At 48.5% G+C, this 23,591-nt stretch carries 25 protein-coding genes; 16 read left to right on the top strand and 9 right to left on the bottom strand.

Annotated features, from left to right (window positions below; translation table 11 throughout):
* Positions 1-28: 28 nt before the first annotated feature.
* Positions 29-418: a DUF3992 domain-containing protein gene (locus tag GLV97_RS16305; protein WP_160835421.1), complete on the bottom strand. Its 390-nt coding sequence runs from the start codon at positions 416-418 to the stop codon at positions 29-31.
* Between the two features lie 179 nt (positions 419-597).
* Positions 598-1,749: an aminotransferase A gene (locus GLV97_RS16300; protein ID WP_160890115.1), complete on the bottom strand. Its 1,152-nt coding sequence runs from the start codon at positions 1,747-1,749 to the stop codon at positions 598-600.
* 108 nt (positions 1,750-1,857) lie between these two features.
* Between GLV97_RS16300 and GLV97_RS16295 the strand changes: the two genes are divergently transcribed.
* The 5 genes from GLV97_RS16295 (at position 1,858) to GLV97_RS16275 (ending at position 5,164) form a co-directional block, all read left to right on the top strand.
* Positions 1,858-2,007, top strand: a complete 150-nt coding sequence (locus GLV97_RS16295; protein ID WP_160835423.1) for an FbpB family small basic protein — start codon at positions 1,858-1,860, stop codon at positions 2,005-2,007.
* Between the two features lie 109 nt (positions 2,008-2,116).
* A complete protein-coding gene (locus GLV97_RS16290; protein WP_160835424.1) occupies positions 2,117-2,992 on the top strand; it encodes a patatin-like phospholipase family protein in 876 nt (291 codons plus the stop codon).
* Positions 2,989-3,693: a DNA alkylation repair protein gene (locus GLV97_RS16285; protein WP_160890114.1), complete on the top strand. Its 705-nt coding sequence runs from the start codon at positions 2,989-2,991 to the stop codon at positions 3,691-3,693. The genes GLV97_RS16290 and GLV97_RS16285 overlap by 4 nt, the downstream gene beginning before the upstream one ends.
* A 59-nt stretch (positions 3,694-3,752) precedes the next feature.
* Complete coding sequence (locus GLV97_RS16280; RefSeq protein WP_160890113.1) at positions 3,753-4,163, top strand: hypothetical protein; 411 nt, start codon at positions 3,753-3,755, stop codon at positions 4,161-4,163.
* A 95-nt stretch (positions 4,164-4,258) separates the two neighbouring features.
* Entirely contained in the window at positions 4,259-5,164 is a 906-nt protein-coding gene (locus tag GLV97_RS16275) for a chemotaxis protein (RefSeq protein ID WP_160890112.1), read from the top strand.
* Positions 5,165-5,199: 35 nt separating this feature from the next.
* Here GLV97_RS16275 and GLV97_RS16270 read toward each other — a convergent pair whose 3' ends face one another.
* From GLV97_RS16270 to GLV97_RS16255, 4 genes are all read right to left on the bottom strand, one after another.
* On the bottom strand, positions 5,200-5,406 hold the full coding sequence (locus GLV97_RS16270; protein WP_035531270.1) for a hypothetical protein: 207 nt from the start codon (positions 5,404-5,406) through the stop codon (positions 5,200-5,202).
* 68 nt (positions 5,407-5,474) lie between these two features.
* Positions 5,475-5,948 (bottom strand): YkyB family protein, encoded by a 474-nt coding sequence (locus GLV97_RS16265; RefSeq protein ID WP_160835428.1) that lies wholly within the window; start codon positions 5,946-5,948, stop codon positions 5,475-5,477.
* 63 nt (positions 5,949-6,011) lie between these two features.
* On the bottom strand, positions 6,012-6,566 hold the full coding sequence (locus GLV97_RS16260) for an SCO family protein (protein WP_160890111.1): 555 nt from the start codon (positions 6,564-6,566) through the stop codon (positions 6,012-6,014).
* A 92-nt stretch (positions 6,567-6,658) separates the two neighbouring features.
* Positions 6,659-7,519: a metallophosphoesterase gene (locus GLV97_RS16255; protein ID WP_160841977.1), complete on the bottom strand. Its 861-nt coding sequence runs from the start codon at positions 7,517-7,519 to the stop codon at positions 6,659-6,661.
* 147 nt (positions 7,520-7,666) lie between these two features.
* On the opposite strand from GLV97_RS16255, the gene fadH reads away from it, so the two are divergent.
* Entirely contained in the window at positions 7,667-8,434 is a 768-nt protein-coding gene (gene fadH / locus GLV97_RS16250; protein WP_160835431.1) for a 2,4-dienoyl-CoA reductase, read from the top strand.
* Between the two features lie 143 nt (positions 8,435-8,577).
* On the opposite strand, the gene GLV97_RS16245 is transcribed toward fadH, so the two are convergent.
* Positions 8,578-9,243: a DUF4396 domain-containing protein gene (locus GLV97_RS16245; protein WP_224872384.1), complete on the bottom strand. Its 666-nt coding sequence runs from the start codon at positions 9,241-9,243 to the stop codon at positions 8,578-8,580.
* Between the two features lie 138 nt (positions 9,244-9,381).
* Between GLV97_RS16245 and GLV97_RS16240 the strand changes: the two genes are divergently transcribed.
* The 3 genes from GLV97_RS16240 to GLV97_RS16230 are packed head-to-tail and all read left to right on the top strand — an operon-like array spanning position 9,382 to position 12,332.
* Positions 9,382-9,699 carry a metal-sensing transcriptional repressor gene (locus GLV97_RS16240; RefSeq protein ID WP_027954028.1) on the top strand — a complete coding sequence of 106 codons (318 nt, stop codon included), beginning with the start codon at positions 9,382-9,384 and terminating at the stop codon, positions 9,697-9,699.
* Between the two features lie 13 nt (positions 9,700-9,712).
* Entirely contained in the window at positions 9,713-12,118 is a 2,406-nt protein-coding gene (locus GLV97_RS16235) for a heavy metal translocating P-type ATPase (protein WP_160890110.1), read from the top strand.
* Positions 12,119-12,131: 13 nt separating this feature from the next.
* Positions 12,132-12,332 carry a copper ion binding protein gene (locus tag GLV97_RS16230; protein WP_160890109.1) on the top strand — a complete coding sequence of 67 codons (201 nt, stop codon included), beginning with the start codon at positions 12,132-12,134 and terminating at the stop codon, positions 12,330-12,332.
* 35 nt (positions 12,333-12,367) lie between these two features.
* Here the strand turns inward: GLV97_RS16230 and trhA are convergent, their stop codons facing one another.
* Complete coding sequence (gene trhA, locus GLV97_RS16225; RefSeq protein WP_160835435.1) at positions 12,368-13,006, bottom strand: PAQR family membrane homeostasis protein TrhA; 639 nt, start codon at positions 13,004-13,006, stop codon at positions 12,368-12,370.
* A 253-nt stretch (positions 13,007-13,259) separates the two neighbouring features.
* On the opposite strand from trhA, the gene cbpB reads away from it, so the two are divergent.
* From cbpB to GLV97_RS16200, 5 genes are all read left to right on the top strand, one after another.
* The gene (cbpB, locus tag GLV97_RS16220) at positions 13,260-13,724 is read left to right on the top strand and encodes a cyclic-di-AMP-binding protein CbpB (protein ID WP_160890108.1); all 465 of its coding nucleotides are present in this window, start codon (positions 13,260-13,262) and stop codon (positions 13,722-13,724) included.
* A gap of 75 nt (positions 13,725-13,799) precedes the next feature.
* Entirely contained in the window at positions 13,800-15,269 is a 1,470-nt protein-coding gene (locus tag GLV97_RS16215; protein WP_160890107.1) for an MDR family MFS transporter, read from the top strand.
* Positions 15,270-15,333: 64 nt separating this feature from the next.
* Entirely contained in the window at positions 15,334-16,053 is a 720-nt protein-coding gene (gene dapD, locus GLV97_RS16210; RefSeq protein ID WP_160835438.1) for a 2,3,4,5-tetrahydropyridine-2,6-dicarboxylate N-acetyltransferase, read from the top strand.
* 100 nt (positions 16,054-16,153) lie between these two features.
* A complete protein-coding gene (locus GLV97_RS16205; RefSeq protein ID WP_160890106.1) occupies positions 16,154-17,269 on the top strand; it encodes an amidohydrolase in 1,116 nt (371 codons plus the stop codon).
* Between the two features lie 159 nt (positions 17,270-17,428).
* Positions 17,429-18,718: a hemolysin family protein gene (locus GLV97_RS16200; RefSeq protein WP_160835440.1), complete on the top strand. Its 1,290-nt coding sequence runs from the start codon at positions 17,429-17,431 to the stop codon at positions 18,716-18,718.
* 38 nt (positions 18,719-18,756) lie between these two features.
* Here GLV97_RS16200 and GLV97_RS16195 read toward each other — a convergent pair whose 3' ends face one another.
* Complete coding sequence (locus GLV97_RS16195; RefSeq protein WP_160835441.1) at positions 18,757-19,599, bottom strand: mechanosensitive ion channel family protein; 843 nt, start codon at positions 19,597-19,599, stop codon at positions 18,757-18,759.
* A gap of 377 nt (positions 19,600-19,976) precedes the next feature.
* Here GLV97_RS16195 and GLV97_RS16190 point away from each other — a divergent pair, with 377 nt between their 5' ends.
* The gene (locus GLV97_RS16190; RefSeq protein ID WP_160841970.1) at positions 19,977-21,734 is read left to right on the top strand and encodes an ABC transporter ATP-binding protein; all 1,758 of its coding nucleotides are present in this window, start codon (positions 19,977-19,979) and stop codon (positions 21,732-21,734) included.
* 19 nt (positions 21,735-21,753) lie between these two features.
* Positions 21,754-23,565, top strand: coding sequence for an ABC transporter ATP-binding protein (locus tag GLV97_RS16185; protein ID WP_160890105.1), 1,812 nt, complete (start codon positions 21,754-21,756; stop codon positions 23,563-23,565).
* Positions 23,566-23,591: the final 26 nt, after the last annotated feature.

The following is a 23,591-nucleotide window of genomic DNA, read 5'->3' as shown; positions in this document are numbered from 1 at the left end:
GAAAGGATGAGGAATCCTGCCCCGCTGGTTATAATCGATAATTCGCGCTGATGCAGTATTTTCCCCGGCATGAGTTTCCTGCTGCGGCATCTGTATTACAAATGATACGGACTTCATCAAAGGCCTGAACCGTCACCGACCTTGTATTCCCGTTACTTCCAAGGGTGGCAAGGGGCACAGTGAAGGTGTCTACAACGACCCCTCCATTGGCAACATAGACGGTAAGGGGATCAGCACAGCCGGTATCATAAAAGACGCTGATGGTACCTGCATCAATGGTGAAACTTGAGGACCAGACCGTTTCAGCTAGACCGAAGTCCGGGGCTGGCGCATCGGTTAAACAATCAATCGTGAAGTTTCCGCAGAATTCATCCATAGCAAATTGACCACCACGGTCGGGACAACAACAATTCGCCATTCGTCATCCTCCTTCAATCGTTATAGTACAGCCTATGAAAAAAAGAAGAAGCTGCATAGGTTCGTGTACTAGAAGAATGAAAGTTTTTAAAATCAGGCGCTGTCAATAAAAATAGATACACCTGTCTCCAACAAAACGGGCTGTCGTGAACTTCCACGACAGCCCGTTGTTGGTATAACCTATGAATTCAAGTAATTCTCAAGTCTATCGAGGCCTTTTTTCAGTGTTTCCATGCTGTAAGCGTAGGAAAGGCGCATGTATCCTTCTCCATAGGTGGAAAACGCATCCCCCGGAACGAGGGCAAGGCCGGCCTCCTCTACAAGCTCGACGGCTTTATCAGTCGTTGACTTCCCATTCAGTGGGAATTGAATGAACAAATAAAAGGCCCCGTCCGGCTGGGCAAACGACAATCCCATCTGTTCAAGACGTCCAGCTGCGTAATCACGCCGTTCTTTATAGGCGTCACGCATGCGTGCTGCTTCCTGCTTCTGATTGGACAGTGCTTCCAGGGCAGCATATTGACTGATCGAGGCTGCGCAGGAAACGTTATATTGATGGACTTTCAATAGATGACGCGACAGCCATTCCGGTGCAAGCAGATAGCCGATCCGCCATCCCGTCATACTGTGGGATTTGGATACCCCGTTGACGACGATAACGTTGTCCCGGACCTCCGGAATGGAAGCGATGGATGTATGCGGCTGTTCATAAACGAGTTCACTGTAGATTTCATCAGCGATGATAAAGATTTCGTTCTGTTTGATGACGGCAGCAATATCCTTCAGCTCTTCTTCTGTTAATGATACACCGGTCGGGTTGGAGGGGTAGGGAAGAATCACTGCTTTTGTTTTTTCAGTGATATGCGCCTGAATGATGTCGCCGGTCAGTTTAAATGCCTCCGCACTCGTATCTGCGAATACCGGGGTGCCGCCTGCAAGCCGGATCAATGGTTCATACCCGGGGTAAACAGGGCCGGGGAGGATGACTTCATCACCTGGATTCAGTAGCGTACGCAGGGATAAGTCCAGCGCTTCGGATGCTCCTACGGTGATGATGATCTCCTGCTCAGCCTGATAGGAAAGACCATACGAGTCAGCTGTATGCTGCTGAACGGCCCGGCGCAGTTCAAGGAGACCGGCGTTATGGGTGTAGCTTGTCTGGTTATTTTCAATCGCCTGGATACCTGCCTGCTTGACAGCATCGGGTGTAGGGAAGTCCGGCTGGCCGATGGTCAGGGAAACGACGTCATCGTAATGGCTGACCATATTAAAAAAACGCCGGATGCCGGAAATTTCGATGTTTTTAACTGTGGGGTTGATCAAATGTTCCATTGTAGCTCTCCTTTTTACATAAAGTTAACAAAATGTTCAAACAATTCAGGTATATCATTTGTTGAATTTTGTTATAATTCAAACGAAAACAGGGAAAGGAAGTGTAGAATGAGATCGATTCACCGTTTATCTTTTGAAGAACTTGTTGATCGTAACAAGCAGCAGCTGCTGCAAGACGAAGAAGCGATTGAAGACATCGAAAGACAAATAGATGAAAAACACACAAATAAACTTCGTCCCGACCATTATATGAATTAATCAGCTCATGAAAAAGCGGCCGCCTGTAAGGGGCTGCTTTTTACATTTTCATAGGAACGTGGGAGAATGTAAAGCATAAACCTTAACAATTTTCAGGCAGGTGATAACTATGAATGACGTAGGTTTAGTATTGGAAGGCGGCGGGATGCGGGGTGCTTATACAGCAGGTGTGCTCGATTACTTTCTCGATCAGGGCGTGCATTTTCCCTATGTTGTCGGAGCCTCCGCCGGCGCATGCAATGGCAGCTCCTATGTAGCCAAACAGCGCGGGAGAAATTACCGGGTCATTGTCGAATACGGGGATCATCCAGAATACATATCTTATAAACGAATGCTGACCAAGCGTCAGTTGTTCGGGATGGATTTCCTTTTTGATAAGCTTCCGAATGAACTGGTCCCTTTTGATTATGAGTCCTTCATGAAGCAGTCAGCGAAATTCGTCGTCGCGACGACTGATATGGATTCAGGAAGGCCGGTTTTCTTTGATTCCTTCCACGACAGGGACAGTCTTCTGAAAGTCATCCGGGCCTCCAGCTCGCTCCCGATGATTGCGCCAAGCATTGAGTTCAAAGGGTTTCAGTTAATGGATGGAGGGATTGCCGACCCTATTCCCCTGCAGCGTTCGATTGACGACGGCAACCAAAAGCATGTGATCGTCCTGACTCGAAATGACGGTTATATCAAAGGCAGATCCAAAGCCGGCTGGTATTTGAACCGCCGGTATAAAAAATTTCCGAACTTCGCCAAAACGATGGCCGACCGGCATATCCATTACAACGCACAGCTGGAGCACGTAAGAAAAATGGAAGAAGAGGGACGGGCGTTTGTCATCCGTCCGCGTCAGCCGCTGGTAGTCAGCAGGATAGAAAGGAACAGGGACCGGCTGCATAACCTCTATATGCAGGGCTATCAGGAAGCAGAGGCCCTTGGAGAGCAGTTGACCGATTTTCTTCAAGTGGATCATGCAGGGCTGGGCCGGATATGAGAGCAGAGCATCTAGCTGCTGATATCAATGAGGCGTTGGTGGAGCATCAAAATGAAAGCCGGCGCCAGCCGATGGAGAACTATATGAAAAACCATTTTCCGTTTTACGGCATCAAAGCGCCTGAACGGAAAAAGATCCTTGCTCCGTTTTTGAAAGAGTGGAAAACTCTCAGTGAAAAAGAACGTTTTGAAGTGGCGTTTCATCTTTTTCAGATGCCTGAGAGGGAGTGTCATTATGCAGCACTGGCTCTTTTGGACAAAGGCAGAAGTGCGGTTTCTCTCCAGTCGGTAGAGTTCTATGAAAAGCTCCTGCAGACAAAACCGTGGTGGGATACGGTGGATATGATCGCCTCTCATCTGTGCGGGGAATATTTTAAGCTTTACCCTGGACAGCTGCGTCCGTATACAGAACGTCTCCGTGAAGCGGACTCGATGTGGCTGCGGCGCTCTACGCTTCTTTTTCAGCTGAAGTACAAGGAAGAGACGGATGAAACACTCTTATTCGAAACGATCCTCCGGTTAAAAGAAGAGAAAGAATTTTTCATAGAAAAAGCCGTGGGGTGGGCACTCCGGGAGTACAGTAAAACCAACCCGGAGGGTGTCCTCCATTTCTTGTCGATGTATGAATGCCGTCCGCTCAGCCGTCGTGAAGGGCTGAAGTGGCTTAAAAATAAGCAGCCTCATCTCCTTAAGCATTTCTAGGTTTATTCCTTCCACCGGCTGTTCATAATGGTGAGGAGAACAGAATAAAGGAGAACCGTATGATGAATATGGGTGAATGGCTCGATCCACATTTTTTGGAAGAACCGATCCAATGGCTCAATGAAGATTTTCTTCAGATTTTTGGAATGGAGCCGGAATACATTCAATTTTTTCTGGTGTTTGCTTTCATGGGATCTGTCATGTGGGTGGTGAAGCCGGTGGTCGAGTGGCTGGTACTGCGAAACTGGCTGACATTTCTAAGCTGCCTGTCTTCTGTTTTGCTCGTCCTCGTTTTCCTGCAGATGGTGGACAGGTATGCGATGGCAGGAACAACATCGACGCTGCCGGAATACTATTGGTTTATCTGTCTTTCGGCCATCAGCGGTTACGGTCTCAGCCTTGCCGGGTGGCTGACGGTGAAACAGGCTTACCGCAGATTTACAAAGCGAAAAAGAAGGAAGGCCGCTTGAACTCTCTTATTACAAGGGAGTTTTTATTTTTTCTTCACGACTTTCCGCAGCCATCCGATACTAGAGGAGGACGTTTAGAAGAAAGGGCGATGTTCATGGAACAGAAGCAGGGAATGCTGCTGGAAAGGGATACAAACGAACTTGAAATCGTAGAATTTGGAATTGGTGAGAACCGCTTCGGTATTAATGTGTTGAAAGTGAAAGAAATTTTAAACCCTCAGCCGGTCACACAAGTGCCGCGCGCACACCCATTCGTAGAAGGGATCATTGACATACGCGGAGAAGTCGTGCCGGTCGTCGATGTCGCACACGCTTTAGGATTTCCGGCTTCCGATCAGCCGGAAAAGGACAAGTTGATTCTTACGGAATTCAACCAGACGAAAATCGTTTTTCACGTCCATACGGTGACTCAGATTCACCAGATCTCCTGGGAGCATATTGAAAAGCCGGGTCACATATACCAAGGGCTGCATACGCAGATCACAGGAGTCATTAAAAGGGAAGGGGATATGCTCCTTCTGCTTGATTTTGAGAAAGTGGTGGCTGACATCCATTCTGAGGGCGGTATGAAAACGGACCAGCTGCGGGAGCTCGGAAAGCGGGAGCGTTCTTCCAAGAAGATTCTTATGATTGAAGACTCCCCCATGCTCCGGACCATGCTTCAGGAGACGTTGAGTAAAGCCGGGTATGACCGGACTGTCAGTTTCGAAAACGGCAGGGAAGCGTGGGAGCACCTTTCTGAGCTGATCGACGATGGAAAAACGGTGTTGGACGAATATCAGCTCATCATTACAGATATCGAGATGCCTTTGATGGATGGCCATCATTTGACGAAGCTGTTGAAAGATCATCAGGAGCTGCAGAAGCTCCCGGTGATTATTTTTTCCTCCTTGATCACAGAAGACCTCCGTCATCAAGGGGAAAAAGCAGGAGCAGATGCCCAGGTTCCCAAGCCGGAAATCATGGAGCTGGTGACTAAGATTGATCAGCATATCCTGTAACATAAAGAAAATCCGCTGAAGTCAGCGGATTTTCTTTATTTCTTGAGTCGTTCGAACAGTTCATCATGCCAGGCGTAAGCCTGTTTAGAAAGAGTTTCCGGCCCCTGTTTCGTAGGGGAAGATTCCACGATCAAGCTTTTTTCATGATCGGAAAGGTGTTCATAGGAAGCTCTCATTTCTGTCGTATACTCCATATACTTTTTTAAATGCCATAAAAAATCGTCCATCGGATTCATTGTCATTGTCATCCTCCTCCTCTGGTACTTTCATTCCTTCTTCCTGAAAGAACGAAACATAAAAAGGAAGAGAATTACATTCTTCTTCTTGGACGTTGATTCCACGGTGTTTCTGTCCTTTGACCGAGCAGGGAAGGCTGCGGAGTGGAATGAAAGGCACGCGGCGAGGTTTTTTCCGGCTGTTTCCAGTTTAAGTATTGATACAGGGTCCGTTTCGCACGGGATAAAGACAGTTTCGGTTTCGGGTTGCGGTAGGACTGGTCGACACGGCCTAAGTGCTCCAGCTGCTGGAAGTCGTCCTTTGCTGCTGGTACGTGGAAATAATACCCGCCAATTTCGATCAGAAGAGTAGAATGCTGCTGACTTAAACGAGGGTGATCGGAGTAATGAAGACCAACTTTCCTGGCCCGTTTATCCTTCAGCAGGAGGTCGATGGTATGTTTTTTTATATCGTATAAATGCTTCGGCTCAGGGGCCGTTTTAGCGTGGCGGTTTACAATGAATAATGATTCGGCAATTTCACGGTCGGATAGCTGCTTTCTGTTCATTTAAGATCTCCTTTCCATCCAAGTATAGCGCTCCCTCTATAAATTGACAACATTTTACATTCGTTACTTTTTATATTCCTTTAAATCACTGATAATCAAATCGATGCTGTCGGCGCTGGTTCCACTGTAGCTTTCTAAAATATCCCCGTCAGGGCCGACAAGGTAAAAGCTTGTTCCATGAGCCATCTGGTCGGAATCCTCCATTTTTTTCACAGGGGATTGAAACGATTTGATCGACCATTCCTTCACATCTTCGTAGGAATAGCCGGTGAGGAAATCCCAATGGTCATAATCGGGCTGATAGGCATCAGCAAAGCTTTGAAGCACTTCCTGTGTATCATTTTCCGGATCCACACTCACAGAGACGAGCCGGGCGTCCAGGTTTTCGCTCTTTAACTGCTGCTGGAGCCTGGACATATGACCGGTCATCGGAGGGCAGACGGTTTCACAGTTGGTGAAAATGAAGTCGGCCACCCAATAGTCCCCTTCATAGGCCTCTGGGAGTGTCCGTTCTTCTCCGTGCTGATTAACGGCCTGCAGAGTATGGATGTCCTGGGAACCGCATCCCGTTATAAAAACGACCATGCAAAAAAGTCCAAACCAAAGTTTTGCGTTCATATGCCTGCCTCCATGTCTATAGATGAGTCTAGTGTAACATTCAGGGGAGAAGGGAGAGGACGGTTCTGGAATCTGTCACAAAACTGTACGAGTCAGGTATCCTGGTGTTTCAGCTGGAAGACGGAGTATTCCGGACGGCAGAGGAAACGGTAAGGAAGCCGCGTCGTTCCGATCCCCCGGCTTACATATAGATCAAAGTCTTCTGTGATTGCATAATGCCCCTCCACATATTTATCGGCATAAGGGGGGGTGATGAGATGACCGATCAAAGGGAGCTGTACCTGCCCCCCGTGACTATGACCGGAAAGCTGCAGATCGACAGCCCTGTCTGCGAATCGGTCAGCGACATCCGGCTCGTGGACCATCAATAAGGTGAAACGCTCTTCATCTGCTCCATACAAAGCCCGGGCGATATCCGGTTTTCCAAGCATTACATCATCAAGCCCCGCTAAAATAAAGGAAGTGTCTCCGTTTTTGATGGATCTATGTTCGTTTTGGAGCAGTTGAAATCCGGACGCTTCCATCACCTGTTGAATTTTCTCAGTCCCATATCCTCCATGATCATGGTTCCCGTAAATCCAGTATTTTCCCTGTGGAGCCTGAAGTTTTTTCAGCACCTCCACAAGTCTCGGTGGAAAAGGATACGTCTGCGGCTCATCCACCAGATCACCGGTAAACAAAAGCATGTCTGGTTCTTCCTCATTGATTGTTTGTACAAGTTTTTCCAACTGATCCAAGTCATAATGAAACCCTAGGTGGGTATCGGAAAACTGCAGGATTTTAAAGTTATGAAACGCACGTGGTACCTTTGGGTGTTCAATGACATAGGCTTGTCTGGAGAGCAGACGCGGCTCTACATACCAGGCATAGGAATAACCGAAGGCGCCGATCCCCACAACTCCGGCTGCCCCGGCGGCTATCCGCTTGATAAACTGGCGGCGTGTTAAGTTCATATCGATTCTCCTCTGAAATTCTCCCGTCATTATATCACGAATCTTTGTAAGAAGAAGTCGAATGAGCAATGAAATTTCGAAAATGAACAGGAATTCATTTTCCTTTTGTGGAATGTAGACATGAAGTCAAAAAGATGGAGGTGCAGGATGAAGGATCAAGTGATCATCGTTACTGGCGGGTCAAGTGGAATGGGTCTGCACATGGCGAAACGATTCGTTTCCGAAGGCGCACGTGTAGTGATTACCGGGAGGAATGAAGAACGCCTGGCAGCAGCTAAGCAGGAAATCGCAGGGGGAGAGGAAGCTTCTGTTTTGACCATTCAGATGGATGTCCGGGAAGTGGAGGACGTGCAGCGGATGGTACGGGAAACCGTAGATGCATTCGGGACCATCGATCATCTCGTCAACAATGCGGCCGGCAACTTTATAGCTCCGGCGGAAGAACTTTCGCCAAATGGCTGGAATTCGGTCATCAACATTGTCCTTAACGGGACGTTCTACTGCAGTCAGGCTGTCGGGAAATACTGGATTGAAAACAACATCAAAGGTTCAATTCTGAATATGGTGGCTACATATGCCTGGAATGCCGGGGCTGGTGTCATCCACTCCGCTTCAGCGAAAGCCGGCGTTCTTACGATGACCCGGACACTGGCGGTGGAGTGGGGAAGCAAGTACGGCATCAGGGCCAATGCCATTGCTCCCGGACCGATCGAACGGACAGGAGGGGCGGATAAATTGTTTCAATCCGAAAAGGCGGCACAGCGGACCATCCAATCGGTACCCCTCGGCCGGGTCGGGACTCCGGAAGAGATTGCCGGACTCGCGAGATTTATCCTTTCGGATGAAGCTGCTTATATGAATGGGGAGTGCATTACTTTGGATGGTGGACAGTGGTTGAATAAGTTCCCTTTTTAAGTACAGCCTTAGAGGGAGCGTCCCGGGTCTTGGGAAATAACTGTCCAATAGCTAAAACTGCCGGAGAAAATTTCCGGCAGTTTTTTGTTTGTTCCAAAGGTTCTTATCCTTGATGGACTTGGACAGCAGGCTTTGGACGTATACTACATCGCTTCTTTGATTCCCTTTTTAACGAGGATCCAGTTGGCGGGATAGGAGGTTAGGAAGCCTAAAATCATAGCGATCTGCATCATGAACCAATAGGTGGCGGTCGTTGGTTCCGGCGGCTGTTGGAAGAAGACAAAGTGGACGAGCGCCATCCAGCCGAACATACCGACTTCAAAAGCAATCAAAGAAATGGAGTCCGCTTTCACGGCTGCCCAAACAGCCCCTTTTCTGCCGAGATTTTTGTGCATTGGATAAATGGCATAGTACTGAAATAAAATCCCAAACAAATAAGCTAGAATGAATTCAACCGCATAATGGGCAAATAATGTAGAACCGGCAATGGTGATCCCCGTCGCGGCTGTGATGGGTACCCCCACCGCATCACCGAACGTACAGCCGGCTGAACAGTGGCTGGTGGAAACGAAAACTTTGGACGCTTCCCCGCGGCTGTCTTCCTTTTGATTATCCCTGCTCTTTAAACGCCCCCATTTGAAATAAGTCCAGAGAGCAGCAGGTCCTAAAAACCAGCCATTAATCGGCCATACGACGTTCATCACCTTCATCATCTGCGGATGACGGATGACATCAATGATCAAAATAAGAGAACAGACAAGCCCTGTAAGTAAGGCTGTCCATGAGAGGATGGTGAGCAATTCAATCACTCCTTTATTAAAGATATAATTTGTATACCCCCGGTATGTAAATATCAAAACAGGAAACATACATAGAATTTCAAACGTTTCTTTTGACGACCTATACCTATACCGGGTATATTAAGTTTAGAAAAGGAGGCGGAGAACATGTGTGAGCATCCATTGCCGGAAAACAGCGGGAAAGACCCGGTGACTCCGAGAACAGATGATGAAAAGCAGGCGGTCGTAAACAGGCTGAGGAGAATAGAGGGGCAGGTGCGGGGCATTCAGAAAATGGTCGAGGATGACCGCTACTGCGTCGATATACTCGTGCAGATTTCAGCGATTGATAAAGCTTTGAAACGTGTCGGCTATTCGCTTCTTGAGAGGCATACCCACCATTGTGTGAAAGATGCCATTCAAAAGGGAGACGGGGACGAAGCCATTGATGAGTTAATGAAAGTCGTTCAACAGTTCTCCAAATAAGGAGGGGTTAGATATGTCGGATACAAAAGAAATCCAGTTCGGTGTGACGGGAATGACGTGTTCCGCGTGCGCTTCCAGAATTGAAAAAGTGTTAAATCGAATGGATGGGGTGGAACAGGCGGACGTCAACCTGGCCATGGAAAAAGCAGCCGTCACCTACCGCGGTGATGAAGTGGATGCCGGTCAGATTAAAGAACGAGTGGAAAAGCTCGGGTACGGCCTCCGCATGGAGAAGCTGGAGCTTGATATAGAAGGAATGACGTGTTCCGCCTGTTCCTCCCGTATCCAAAAAGTGCTGAGCCGGACAGAGGGCGTTAATGAAGCTTCCATTAACCTGGCGACAGAAGCGGGTGTGGTGGAATATGACCCTTCAGAAGTCACGGTGGATGATATTATCGCCCGAGTGAAAAAACTCGGGTATGGGGCTGCTGTGAAACGGGACAGGGAAGAGCAGAAGGAAAAGAAAGAAGAGGAAATCCAACAGAAGAAGCGCCGCTTATGGATATCCGCTCTGCTTTCACTTCCTCTGCTTTATACGATGGCAGGGCATCTTCCCTTCGGTCTGGCGTTTTACGTCCCGGAACTATTTATGAATCCTTGGTTCCAGTTTCTTCTGGCAACCCCCATCCAGTTTTACATCGGGGCACCGTTTTATAAAGGGGCCTGGCGGGCATTATCCAATCAAAGTGCCAATATGGATGTGCTCGTTGCACTGGGTACCTCGGCCGCTTATTTTTACAGTGTTGTAGAAATGATCCGCTGGATGGGTGCTCCGGATGGAAGGCCGGACCTTTATTTTGAAACGAGTGCCGTGTTGATTACGCTGATCCTGGTTGGGAAACTGATTGAGGCATTGGCCAAGGGAAGAACAACCGCGGCCCTTTCCCATCTGCTGAATCTGCAGGCGAAGGAAGCGGTCGTGGTGAGAGATGGCAAGGAAGAGAACATTCCTGTTGAACAGGTTCAGGTCGGCGATGAGCTTATCGTCAAACCCGGGGGCAAAATACCTGTCGATGGGACCGTACGTGCAGGGGTGACTGCTGTGGATGAATCAATGATTACCGGAGAGTCCATTCCTGTTGAGAAAATGGAAGGAGAAGCAGTCATCGGGTCAACCATCAATAAAAATGGAACGATTCGAATGACAGCGGAGCGCGTGGGCAGGGACACAGCTCTTTCCGGCATTGTAAGAATTGTCGAAGAGGCGCAGGGGTCCAAGGCACCGATTCAGCGTACCGCTGACCGGATTTCCGGCATTTTTGTACCGATTGTCGTCGGAATTGCCCTCCTTACCTTTCTCCTATGGCTGGTCTTTGTCTCACCAGGAGAGTGGGCCCCTGCCCTTGAAGCAGCGATTGCCGTTCTGGTCATCGCCTGCCCGTGTGCCCTCGGCCTGGCCACACCGACCTCGATCATGGTCGGGACCGGTAAAGGAGCCGAGCAGGGCATTCTTTATAAAGGCGGAGAATATTTGGAAGGAACACATAATCTGACGACGGTCCTTCTGGATAAAACAGGAACCCTGACCAAAGGAAAGCCTGAAATTACGAATTTTGAATCCTTTGATGACCGTTTGGATGTGCTGCGTCTTGCTGCTTCTGCGGAATCTGCATCTGAGCATCCGCTTGCTGAAGCGGTGGTCGAGTACGCGGAAAACGAAGGGGTATCTCTGGCAGAGCCTGACCGATTTGAGGCCGTCCCCGGCTATGGGGTCATTGCAGATATAGAAGGACACCACGTGATGATCGGTACAAGGAAGTTAATGGAACGGGAACAGCTGGATTACGAGACGTATGAATCGAAAATGGCGGATTATGAGCAGGAAGGCAAAACAGCAATGTTTATAGCGGTCGACGGAGTGCTTGCAGGGATTATGGCTGTGGCTGATACGGTGAAGGAATCATCAAGAGAAGCGGTGGCCGATTTGAAGAAGCTTGGTCTTGATGTATACATGGTTACAGGGGACAACCGCCGGACAGCAGAAGCCATCGCCCAGGAAGTAGGCATTCACGGTGTATTCGCAGAAGTGCTGCCGGAAGAAAAAGCAGAGAAAGTGAAGGAGCTGCAGCAGGAAGGCCATAAAGTGGCGATGGTGGGTGACGGGATCAATGATGCGCCGTCCCTCGCTGTCGCTGATATCGGAGTGGCGATTGGTACAGGATCTGATGTAGCCATTGAAACCGCCGATATCACTCTGGTCGGCGGGGATCTTGTCCACCTCAGCCAGGCCGTTTCCCTCAGCAGGAAGACGATGCGCAACATCCGCCAGAATTTATTCTGGGCCCTTGCCTACAACAGTGCAGGGATTCCGGTGGCGGCGCTCGGGCTGCTCGCTCCATGGGTCGCCGGTGCGGCTATGGCCTTCAGTTCGGTCAGTGTCGTTACCAATGCCTTGCGGCTGAAGCGGGTTAAATTGTAAAGGGGGAAGAATAATGGAAACGATGATGCACGTAGAAGGAATGACATGTGACCACTGCAAAAAGGCGGTGGAAGGAGCTTTAACCGGACTTTCAGGGTTAAAACAAGCCGATGTCAACCTGGAATCGGGAAAAGTCCGTGTTTCTCATAACGATACGGTCTCCAATGAAGCTTTGAAAGAAGCGGTCGAAGATCAGGGATACGATGTAGTCTAAATAAAAAACGCTGCGCATGAAGCGCAGCGTTTTTATTATCCGATGATATAAAAGAAGATCGTGAAGAAGTGAAGAATCGACCCTCCGAGGACGAACAGGTGCCATACCATATGGTGGTAGGTGAAGCTTCTCCATACGTAAAAGATGGACCCGATGGAATAAAGGACGCCTCCGACGACGAGATACGTAATGCCGGCAGCCGGAACCTGTGCGGTCAGGGGCTCCCAGGCAAGGACGATGAGCCAGCCCATCAAAAGATAGAAGACGGTGGACATGAAGACGTACTTTTTCACGAAAAATACTTTGAAAACGATCCCGAGAATGGCAATCCCCCATACAATTCCGAAAAGTGTCCAGCCGAGGGAGCTTCTAAGCGGGACGAGCAGGATCGGCGTATACGTTCCGGCAATAAACAAATAGATCGCAGAATGGTCGAAAATCTCAAACAGATCTTTGGCCCTGCCGGGAGGGAAACTATGGACGAGAGTCGAAGAAGTGTAGAGCAGGAGCATTGTTACCCCGTATATTGTCACACTTGTAATATGCCACGCATTTCCTCCCAGACTTGCAAAAACGATCAGCAGTACGAGCATAGCCACACTCAGAACAGCTCCAATTCCGTGAGTAATGGCATTGGCGATTTCTTCCTTTTTCGTAAATGTATGTGTCAGCATCGATTCAACCCCAATATTGTTCAAGTATATTCATTATAAGCGGTTTAGAAAGAATTATAAAGACCAAGTGTGTTTTACAGGTTTTGACAACACCGATATCGGGGTATCAGGTAATCGTCAACCTGGTCAGAGAGAGATTTGTCGGGAATTGCGGTTCGAGTTTTAGGATGATGTATGATAAACTGTTTATGGTCCAATGAACGTCTCTTTCTGCTCCTTCAATGTTCGTGAAAAAAGAGGAGTGAAGTAGAACATGGTAAGTTTACAAAAAGAAACACTGCGTATTCCATTAGTATCGGAGCTGATGATTCCATCTGAGAAAGTGGCCCACGTACAAATCAGCAACCCGCTGGAGCATGCCCTGCTCGTTTTAGTAAAGTCCGGGTATTCCGCTGTGCCTGTACTGGACCCATCCTATACATTTCAAGGGGTAATCAGCAAAACGAGAATTTTAGAGGAAACGATTGGTATAGAAGAATTTGAAATGAACCGTCTTTCTGAAATTATGGTCAAGGAAGTCATGGATGACCAAGTTCCATGTCTCACCAAGGAGCAGACGATGATTGATGCGCTTCACAAACTGATCGATCATCCTTTTGTATGTGTGACAAACGAAAAAGGCGAATTCGACGGTATTGTGACCCGTAGAACAATTTTAAAACAATTCAGCAAACACTATCATGAAACATTGAAGTATACCATGCTGGAGACAACATAATCTTCCATCTATGGTAAAATAGATGACATCCACCGGGTGTCATCTTTTTTTATAATGAAAAAGGTGGAGATACATATGTCGAAGACACAACAAAATAGAGGTCTCGTCCTTGCATCTATTATGCTTGCCATGTTTCTGGCGGCTATTGAAGCCACTATCGTTTCTACAGCCATGCCGAGTATTGCTGCAGACCTGGGCGGTTTCCGGTGGTATTCCTGGGTGTTCTCAGCCTATCTTTTAACAAACGCGGCCACCGTTCTTCTGTTCGGGCGGCTTTCCGATGTGTTTGGTCGAAAACCAGTGTTTATGATCGGGATCGGTTTGTTTTTAACAGGAGCGGTTTTATGTGCGCTTGCGCCTTCGATGGAAGTCCTGATTGGCGCAAGACTGATTCAGGGACTCGGGGCAGGAGCATTGATGCCGATTGCAACAACGATTGTCGGAGATATTTATACGAAAGAAGAACGAGCCGGCATCCAGGGGTGGCTGTCCAGTGTATGGGGGATATCTGCGGTCGCAGGGCCGCTGCTGGGCGGATTGTTCGTTGACGTGCTCAGCTGGCCCTACGTCTTCTGGATGAACCTGCCTCTTGGTATTCTGGCACTCCTCGGCATTTTGTTCTTTTTCAAGGAAGAGAAGACAACGGAAAAGCGGAGCGTGGATCTGCCGGGTTCCCTATGGGTGATGGTTTCCGTCAGCTCCCTGATTGTCATCCTGGTGGAGGGTGGAACGAGCATCGCCTGGCTTTCATGGGGAATGGCCGGACTGGCAGTGATTGCGGGCGGCGGGGCTCTTGCCTTCCTTTTTCATGAAAGGAAGATGAAGGACCCTATGATGCCGCTCGATCTGTGGCAGATCCGGTCCATTCGTTATTCCAATGCGACCTCGCTTATAACGGGAATGATTTTAATCGGTGTGAGCAGCTATCTGCCGGCTTTTGTCCAGGGCGTGATGGAGCAGTCCGCTACTGTAGCAGGCTTTACCCTCACAACGATGTCGATCGGCTGGCCGGCTGCTTCAGCTGCAGCCGGACGATTGTTTTTGAGAATCGGTTTCCGGCCGACCGCTCTCGCCGGCGGTGTCGCTCTTATTGTCGGAAGCATTGTTTTTTCCCTGCTTTCTCCTGAGAAAGGTCCCTTATTTGCGGCGGCAGGCTCCCTGTTCATCGGGGTCGGGATGGGATTGACGACCACGTCCTTCATCGTCTCCATCCAAAATAGTGTAAGCTGGGAGAAAAGAGGGATAGCGACGGCGTCCAATATGTTTATGAGGACGATTGGCAGTGCTCTGGGAGCGGCTCTGCTCGGCGGCCTGTTGAACAGCCGGGTATCGAACGTTATCGAGGAGGCTGGGATGGGCAGCCGGCTGAGTATTGATGATACGAATGCTCTCCTTCGTGAAGAAACGCGGCTCTCGTTAGGGGAGGACGCTCTTGATGTGCTGCAGCAGGGGCTGACCTCGGGTCTCCATATTGTCTATATCAGTCTGGTCCTTTTAGCGGCCGTTAGTTTTCTACTCATTCTGCAAATTCCGAAAAAAGATTGATAACCCCGGACATCCTTTGATAAAGTAAAGGATGAAAGATACATAAAGGAGGAAGAGATGACTGATGAAACAAATGGATGCCAACGAAATTATTTCGTTTATCTCAAACAGTGAAAAATCTACACCTGTAAAGGTTTATCTTAAAGGAAAAGACTTGGAAAGCCTTGAATTTGGTGACCAGGTCCAGGACTTCATTACTGGAAACACGGGAGTCATTTTCGGGGAATGGAAAGTCATTCAGCCGCTTCTTGAAAAGTATGAGGATGCCATTGAGGATTATGTCCTTGAAAATGACCGCCGCAACTCTGCGATTCCGCTGCTTGACTTGAAGAAGGTCAATGCACGGATTGAGCCGGGTGCTGTCATCCGCGACCAAGTGGAAATCGGTGATGGAGCGGTGATCATGCTTGGTGCGATGATCAACATCGGCTCCGTAGTCGGAGAAGGTACGATGATTGACATGAACGTCGTTCTCGGTGGTCGTGCAACGGTCGGCAGGAACTGCCACATTGGTGCAGGCGCTGTGCTTGCAGGGGTCATTGAGCCTCCTTCTGCTCAGCCGGTTGTCATTGAAGACGGGGTTGTTATCGGCGCCAATGCGGTTGTATTGGAAGGTGTTACGGTTGGAGAAGGCGCTGTAGTCGCTGCTGGTGCGATTGTTACAGAAGACGTGCCTGCCAACACCCTTGCTGCGGGAACGCCGGCTAAGGTCATTAAAGAAATTGATGATCAGACAAAATCAAAAACAGAAATTAAACAGGAGCTGCGAAAGCTGGATAACTAATACCACTTTCATATGCTTTGTACAGGCGTAGTCCAAAGCGGGCTGCGCCTGTCTGATACCCTGCATCCTGCAGGGTTTTTCTATAGAAGGAGTGAATGTTGTGCAACTGGATCAACTGGTAAACATCCGCAGGGAACTGCATCAAATTCCTGAACTGGGATTTGAAGAATATCAAACACAGACCTATCTGCTTTCCTACATTGAAACACTGCCTCAGGAGAGGCTGACGATAGAGACGTGGAGAACCGGCGTGTTTGTCCATGTTAAAGGGACGGAAGGAAAGCGGACGATCGGATACCGCGCAGATATCGACGGTCTTCCTTTGACCGAAACCACCGGCTATCCGTTTTCATCGATCCACGAAGGGCGTATGCATGCCTGTGGTCACGATTTTCATATGACGATCGCCCTTGGCGCTTTGTCGCGTCTCGCTGAGAGCCCGGCTGAGGACGATGTTGTTTTTCTTTTCCAACCGGCAGAAGAAGGCCCGGGCGGAGCGGAGCCGATGCTCGCCTCCGGTCCAATGAAACAGATGAAGCCGGATGTGATTTTTGCGCTGCACGTGGCACCGGAGCTGCCTGTAGGGACGGTAACTTCACGTCCAGGGCTGCTGTTTGCCAATACGAGTGAGCTGTTCATTGATTTCCACGGCGTGGGCGGTCATGCGGCCTTTCCACATCTGACCCATGATATGGGAGTAGCGGCGAGCACATTTGTGACGCACATTCAGCAGATTGTCGCCCGTCGGATGGATCCGCTTGACAGTGCTGTGATTACCGTAGGGAAAATCGAGGCGGGGACGGTCCAGAATATCATTGCGGAAACAGCCAGACTGGAAGGAACGATCCGTACCCTCTCACCGGAATCCATGCAGCTCGTGAAGGAAGAGATCGAAAAAATGGCGCGTGGATTTGAAACCGCCCACGACTGCAGCGTTTCCATTGATTATGGCTCCACCTATCATCAGGTGTATAACGATAAAGAACAGGTGGAGACGTTTCAAAAGATTATGGAACGCCTCCCTTATACCTTCAAGGAAGCACCTATGGCCATGACGGGGGAAGACTTTGGATACATGCTCAAGGAGATCCCGGGCTTTATGTTCTGGCTTGGCGTTGACTCGGAGGCCGGTCTGCACCAATCCTCCTTAATGCCGAAAGAAGAAGCCCTCCTCGTTGGCGTCGATACGGTCGAGCAGACCCTTCGTTCCTTATAAGGCTGCGTATAGGTTCCCGGCTTATGTGAACACTAGAGAAAGGTGTTTAGAATACGTCCATATTGGTAAAATATGCGTAGTAGAACGTTCGCATAAGCAATCAGTGGAAAAAGAGGAGGGACGGCTCCTCTTTTTCCATACGGGAGGGAATCGGCTGAAATGGAATCGGTGTTAAAATTATCCGCTGTTGCGGTTTTAATTATCTTAACGGCTTTCTTTGTCGCAAGTGAATTCGCGATTGTTAAAGTGAGAAAAACGCGTATCGAGTCGGCGGCTGCTGACGGGAATAAACGGGCGCGCAACGCCTTGAAAGTGTTGAACGATCTGGATTACTATCTTTCGGCCTGTCAGCTTGGGATCACGATCACGGCGCTCGGCTTAGGGTGGCTGGGAGAACCGACACTGGACGTCCTGCTGCGTCCTTTGTTTGACCGTTTTCCACTGCCGGAAGGGGTCACTCATACGCTGTCCTTTGCCATTGCCTTTTTTGTTATCACATTTCTCCATGTTGTTCTCGGGGAACTTGCACCAAAGACTGTGGCGATTCAAAAAGCAGAAGCGATCACCCTTATGTTGTCCAGGCCTCTCATGCTTTACAGCAAGGTCATGTACCCGTTGATCTGGCTGTTGAACGGGGCTGCCAATATCTTTGTAAGGATGCTCGGTTACCACACAGCCAATGAATCGGAAGAGGCGCACTCCGAAGAAGAACTACGCCATATTTTGTCTCAAAGCTATCAAAAGGGCGAAATCAACCGTTCGGAATATACGTATGTCGATCGGATTTTTGAATTTGACAACCGGACCGCGAAGGAAATTATGATCCCGCGTACGGAAATGGCTGTCATCCATGTTCATCAGTCGGTGTCCAATACGATCCGGGAAGTGAAGCAGAACCGTTTCACCCGTTATCCCGTCATTGATGGGAATAAGGATGAAGTGATTGGAATCATTCATATGAAAGAGCTGCTTTTTGATGATGCGGAGCAGCAGACAACACTCCGGCCGTTTATGCGTCCGGTCATGAAGGTTTTTGAAAATGTACCGATTCATGATCTGCTTGTAAAAATGCAGAAGGAGCATAATCATATGGCTGTTCTCATTGATGAATACGGGGGAACGGCTGGAATCGTAACCGTGGAGGATATCCTTGAGGAAATCGTCGGGGAAATCAGAGATGAATTCGATGCAGAAGAAGAGCGGGACATCAAGCGTTTGAAAAACGGTCATTATCTTGTCGAAGGAAAAACGGCCGTTCAGGATATCAATGAATACTTTCAAGTGAACCTTCATCATGAGGATATTGATACGATATCGGGATGGATTTACACGCAGGATTATGAAGCAGAAGAAGGGACAATCGTCGTGAACAGCGGTTATTCCTTTAAGGTTGTCGATATGGTGAAAGGCCAGATCAAAAAAGTGGAAGTGTGGAAAGTAGAGGAATAAGAAAACGCCCGGATGAAGCCATCCGGGCGTTTTTTCGGTTATTCTTCGTTTTTATGAACGTATACCTGGTGAGGGAATGGAATTTCAATTCCTGCAGCATCAAGCGCTTCTTTCATCGCTTTTCTAAGATCGCGTTCTACTGCCCACTGCTCCATGTTTTCCGTTTTACCAAGAATACGGATCACGACATCGGAGGAACCGAGGCTTTGGACGCCAAGGACGTCCGGGCCTTCTTTGAAGCGTTCATCCTGTTGGAAATCCAGGGCAACTTTCTGCAGGACAGCCATCGCTTCGTCAATATTCTCATCATAGCCGATCCCGATGTCCACAAGGGCACGCATGTTGCCGCGGGAATGGTTGGCCACTCCGGAGATATTGCGGTTCGGAATGAAGTTCAATGTACCGTCAAAGCTGCGGATGCGTGTGGTACGGATCCCGACTTCCTCGACAATGCCGTCATAGCCTCCGGCTGTTACATAATCATCCACTTCCACCTGGCGTTCAAGCAGAATAAAGAAGCCTGTAACGATATCGGATACAAGCCCCTGGGCACCGAAGCCGATAGCGAGACCTACAATTCCTGCTCCGGCAAGAAGGGGTCCGATTTCAATGCCTACAGCACTGAAAAGCATCATGACGAGAATGAAAATAAGAGCATAGGAAAAGATGTTAACAGAAAGTTTCTGTAATGTTTTATTCCGTCCTTCGGAGAGTTTCCTTTGTGTGCTCAGTCGGTTGATGGCCGTTTCAATGGCTTTACGGCCGAGTGGTTTTACAATGGCATAACCAATCAGGAGTACGAGTACTTTCAAGCCGACCTGGATCAGCAGTTCGACAAGTTCTGAGAGGTTAAATTTTAGTCCTTCTTCAAATAAGTTCATAGCTGGATAGAGCTCCTTTCTTCATGTCCTTGTACTTACCTCTCTAATAGAATAGCGGAAGCACCCGGAGGATTTCAATGATTTAACGAAAAAACGCTTAAAACATCGCATATCCGCTTACGTTTTTTACATATCTTTCTAATTAACGGATAGAGTAGGAGAGTCTTATGTTATTATGGATCAAACATAGAAGAACATGCATGCCGGGGCTGTTCAATGATAGGAACAGGGTCATTCGTCTATTTGGAAGAAACACGAGTCAGGAAAGAGAAAAGATGAGGCTAACAGAAAATTTTAAAAATTAATTCAAATGGGTGGCAATTTATTTCGATACCCGATATATTTATAATTACGTTGACAGCAAAGGAGGTCACGATTTGGATACGTTTAAAAAGTTAAAATCGTTTTACTGGCCGTTTAGAAGCTACTTCTTATGGTCTATGTTCGCTCTGCTTTTTGTTACTGCCATTACCGTGGTTTATCCGATTGTACTGCAGAAGACGATTGACGATGCCGTCACGGGGGAGCAGTACAGCTTGATTCCCTACTTATGTGCCGCATTTATCGGGCTTATGATTGTTAAAGGATTGGCTACATACTTCAACCAGTATTATGGAGATTATTTCGGCATTCGTTCTGTCTACACCCTCAGGGATGAAATTTATAAGAAACTGCAGCGTCTGCCGTTCCGCTACTATGACAACGCCAAAACCGGGGACCTGATGTCCCGGCTGACCGCGGATGTAGAAGGGTTCCGTTTCTTTTTGTCCTTCGGATTTTCCGAACTGCTCCGGATTGTATTATTAATTGGAATCAGTCTGGGAGTAATGTTTTACTATTCCGTTCCCCTGGCACTGGTCACGATGGCAGCGATGCCGTTTCTCGGTATTGTTGTCTACCGGTTCGACCGGCGTGTACACCCGGCATTCCGTAAAATCCGGAAGTCCTTCGGGAAACTGAACACAAGAGTACAGGAGAACATCAGCGGGATGAACACGGTCAAGTCTCTTTCCAGAGAGGATTATGAGATCGGCCGTTTCTCCAATCGCAGCAATGATTACCGCACGAAGTTCATCGATACGTCCAACATTTGGTCCCGTTATTTTCCCCTGATGGAGTTTATCGGGAACGTATCGGTGGTGGCTCTGCTGGCCTATGGTGGATCCCTCGTCATAAACGGATCCCTTCAGCTGGGGGAGCTTGTCGCGTTTTTCAGCTTCGTCTGGTACATTCTCGGCCCTTTGATGAACCTTGGATTTGTTATAAACCAGTTTTCACAGGCAAAAGCCTCCGGAGAGCGTCTGCTTGAGATTTTGGAAGCTCCTGAAGAGATCATGGAAAAGGAAGGGGCCATCCAGCAGGACCGGCTGAAAGGTCACGTCACCTTCAAGGATGTCACCTTGACCTATGTGGAGAATGATGATTCAGCACTCAAGGATATCAGCTTCGACGCACCCCCTGGAAAAACGATCGGTTTAATCGGGGCAACAGGATCAGGGAAAACGAGTATCACCCAGCTGATCACCCGCTTTTATGAACCTGAGAAAGGCGCCGTCCTGGTCGACGGCCGCCCGGTCTCCGATTATGGATTGAAGACACTCCGGAAGAACATCGGCTTTGTGCTGCAGGAGTCGTTCTTATTTTCTACTTCCATTAAGGAAAATATCGCATACGGAAATCCGGATGCGACGATAGAAGAAGTGGTCGATGCGGCCAAGAGAGCCCAGGCGCATGAATTCATCATGGAATTATCTGATGGCTATGACACGCTTCTCGGAGAACGGGGGATGGGGTTATCCGGTGGACAGAAACAGCGGATTGCCATTGCCCGCGCCATTCTTATTGACCCGGCTGTCCTCATCCTGGATGATGCTACGTCAGCGGTTGATATGGAAACGGAATTTAAGATCCAAAAAGCTCTCCAGGAGGTCATGAAAGGACGGACGACGTTCATTATTGCCCACCGGATTTCTTCATTAAAGCACGCGGATGAAATTATCGTTCTTGAGGATGGCGCAGTTAAGGAACGGGGCGTCCATGAGGACCTGTTAAGCAATGGAGGACCTTACCAGCGCATTTACGATATTCAATATCAGGATAAGGAAAAGATTCTGAATCCTGCATCCAATGGATGAGAGGAAGGAGGGGGTTTCAATGGCGGATAAAAATAGACACTTAAACCGTTTCAAATACTCACAGGACCAGGCCATCGAGAAGCCGTTTAACTGGTCACAGATGTGGCGGCTGCTGGCCTACATCAAACCGTATATGAAAAACCTGCTGCCTGTATCGATCATTTCCATGCTGGTATCCACACTGGTCCGGCTGGTTGTGCCGATTTTAATCGGTAAGGTGGCGATTGACCTCGCCATTGCAGAAAGAGACACCAATTTATTGATCCAGCTTGTGGTGGGCATTGCCGCCTTGTATGGACTCAGCTATATTGCCAATGCCCTGAGGATAAAGTATGTTAATATCCTTGGTCAGAATGTAATCTATGATCTCCGTCAGCATTTGTTTTCCCATGTTCAGCGGCTGTCTCACAAGTTTTTTGATTCAAGATCGGCCGGATCCATTCTGGTGCGGATCATGAATGATATCAACTCTCTACAGGAGCTGTTTACCAACGGAATTATCAATCTTCTGATGGATATTGTTCTCCTGACAGGCATCATCGCTATTCTGCTTGCCCTGGATCTGAAACTGGCCCTGGCGATTCTCGTGATTATGCCGCTGATGTTCTACATTTCCACGAAGCTCCGCCGAAACATCCGACGGTCCTGGCAGCAGGTACGGATTCAGCAGTCGAAGCTGAATTCTCATTTAAATGAGAGCCTGCAGGGAATACGGATTACGCAGTCCTTTACACAGGAAAAGGAAAATACCGAGTACTTTGACGGAGTGAACGCTGATAACTTCCACGCTTGGAAGGAAGCGACGAAGAGGAGTGCCATGTTCCGGCCGTTTGTAGAAATGAGCAACGCCATTGGTACGGTGATCCTCGTATCCTTTGGTGCCTGGCTGATTCTGCAGGGAGAGATCGAAGTGGGAGACTTCGTAACGTTCGCCTTTTTCCTCGGTATGTTCTGGGAGCCTATTTCCAGACTCGGGATGATGTACAACCAGCTTCTCATGGCGATGGCGGCTTCTGAGAGGATATTCGAATTCCTTGATGAAGAACCGAATGTAGAAGAGAAGAAAGACGCTGTGGAATTAAAAGAGATGAAAGGGCATATCGAATTCGATCATGTCCAGTTTGCCTACGATTCCAAGCGGATTGCCCTTCATAATATCAACCTTGAGATGAAAGCAGGCGAGACAGTGGCGCTCGTGGGCCATACCGGATCAGGGAAATCGACGATTGCCAACTTGATCAGCCGCTTTTACGACCCGACCAAAGGGGCAGTGAAAATTGATGGTGTGGATTTGAAGGATGCTTCCATTGATAGTATCAGGCAGCAGATCAGTGTCGTTCTCCAGGACACGTTCATTTTCTCTGGAACCATTATGGAGAATATCCGCTTCGGCCGCCCGGATGCCACAGACGAAGAAGTGAAAGAAGCAGCAGAAGTGGTGGGAGCCGACGGGTTTATTCAACGCTTAAACAACAGCTATGAAACGGAAGTGGAGGAACGCGGGAACATCCTCTCTGCCGGCGAACGGCAGCTGCTTTCCTTTGCACGGGCTCTGCTGGCCAACCCGAGGATATTGATTCTCGATGAAGCAACGGCAAGTATTGACACAGAGACTGAATTGAAAATCCAACAGGCATTGAAAAAGCTTCTGAAAGGTCGAACAGCGATTATGATTGCTCACCGGTTGTCGACGATCCGTGAAGCTGACAACATTTTCGTGCTGGAACAAGGGAAAATCCTTGAACAGGGATCGCATGATGAACTCATGGATCAGCACGGCGAATATTATGAACTGGTGAAGGCCCAGTTTCAAATGCTCGATGCCATATAAACGGAACCCTGCAGAACTTTTTCTGC

This window comes from Halobacillus litoralis (genome assembly GCF_009856355.1).
GTDB lineage: Bacteria > Bacillota > Bacilli > Bacillales > Halobacillaceae > Halobacillus > Halobacillus litoralis_B.
The sequence above is the reverse complement of the archived record's forward strand: the minus strand, read 5'-3'. Positions and strand labels throughout refer to the sequence as shown.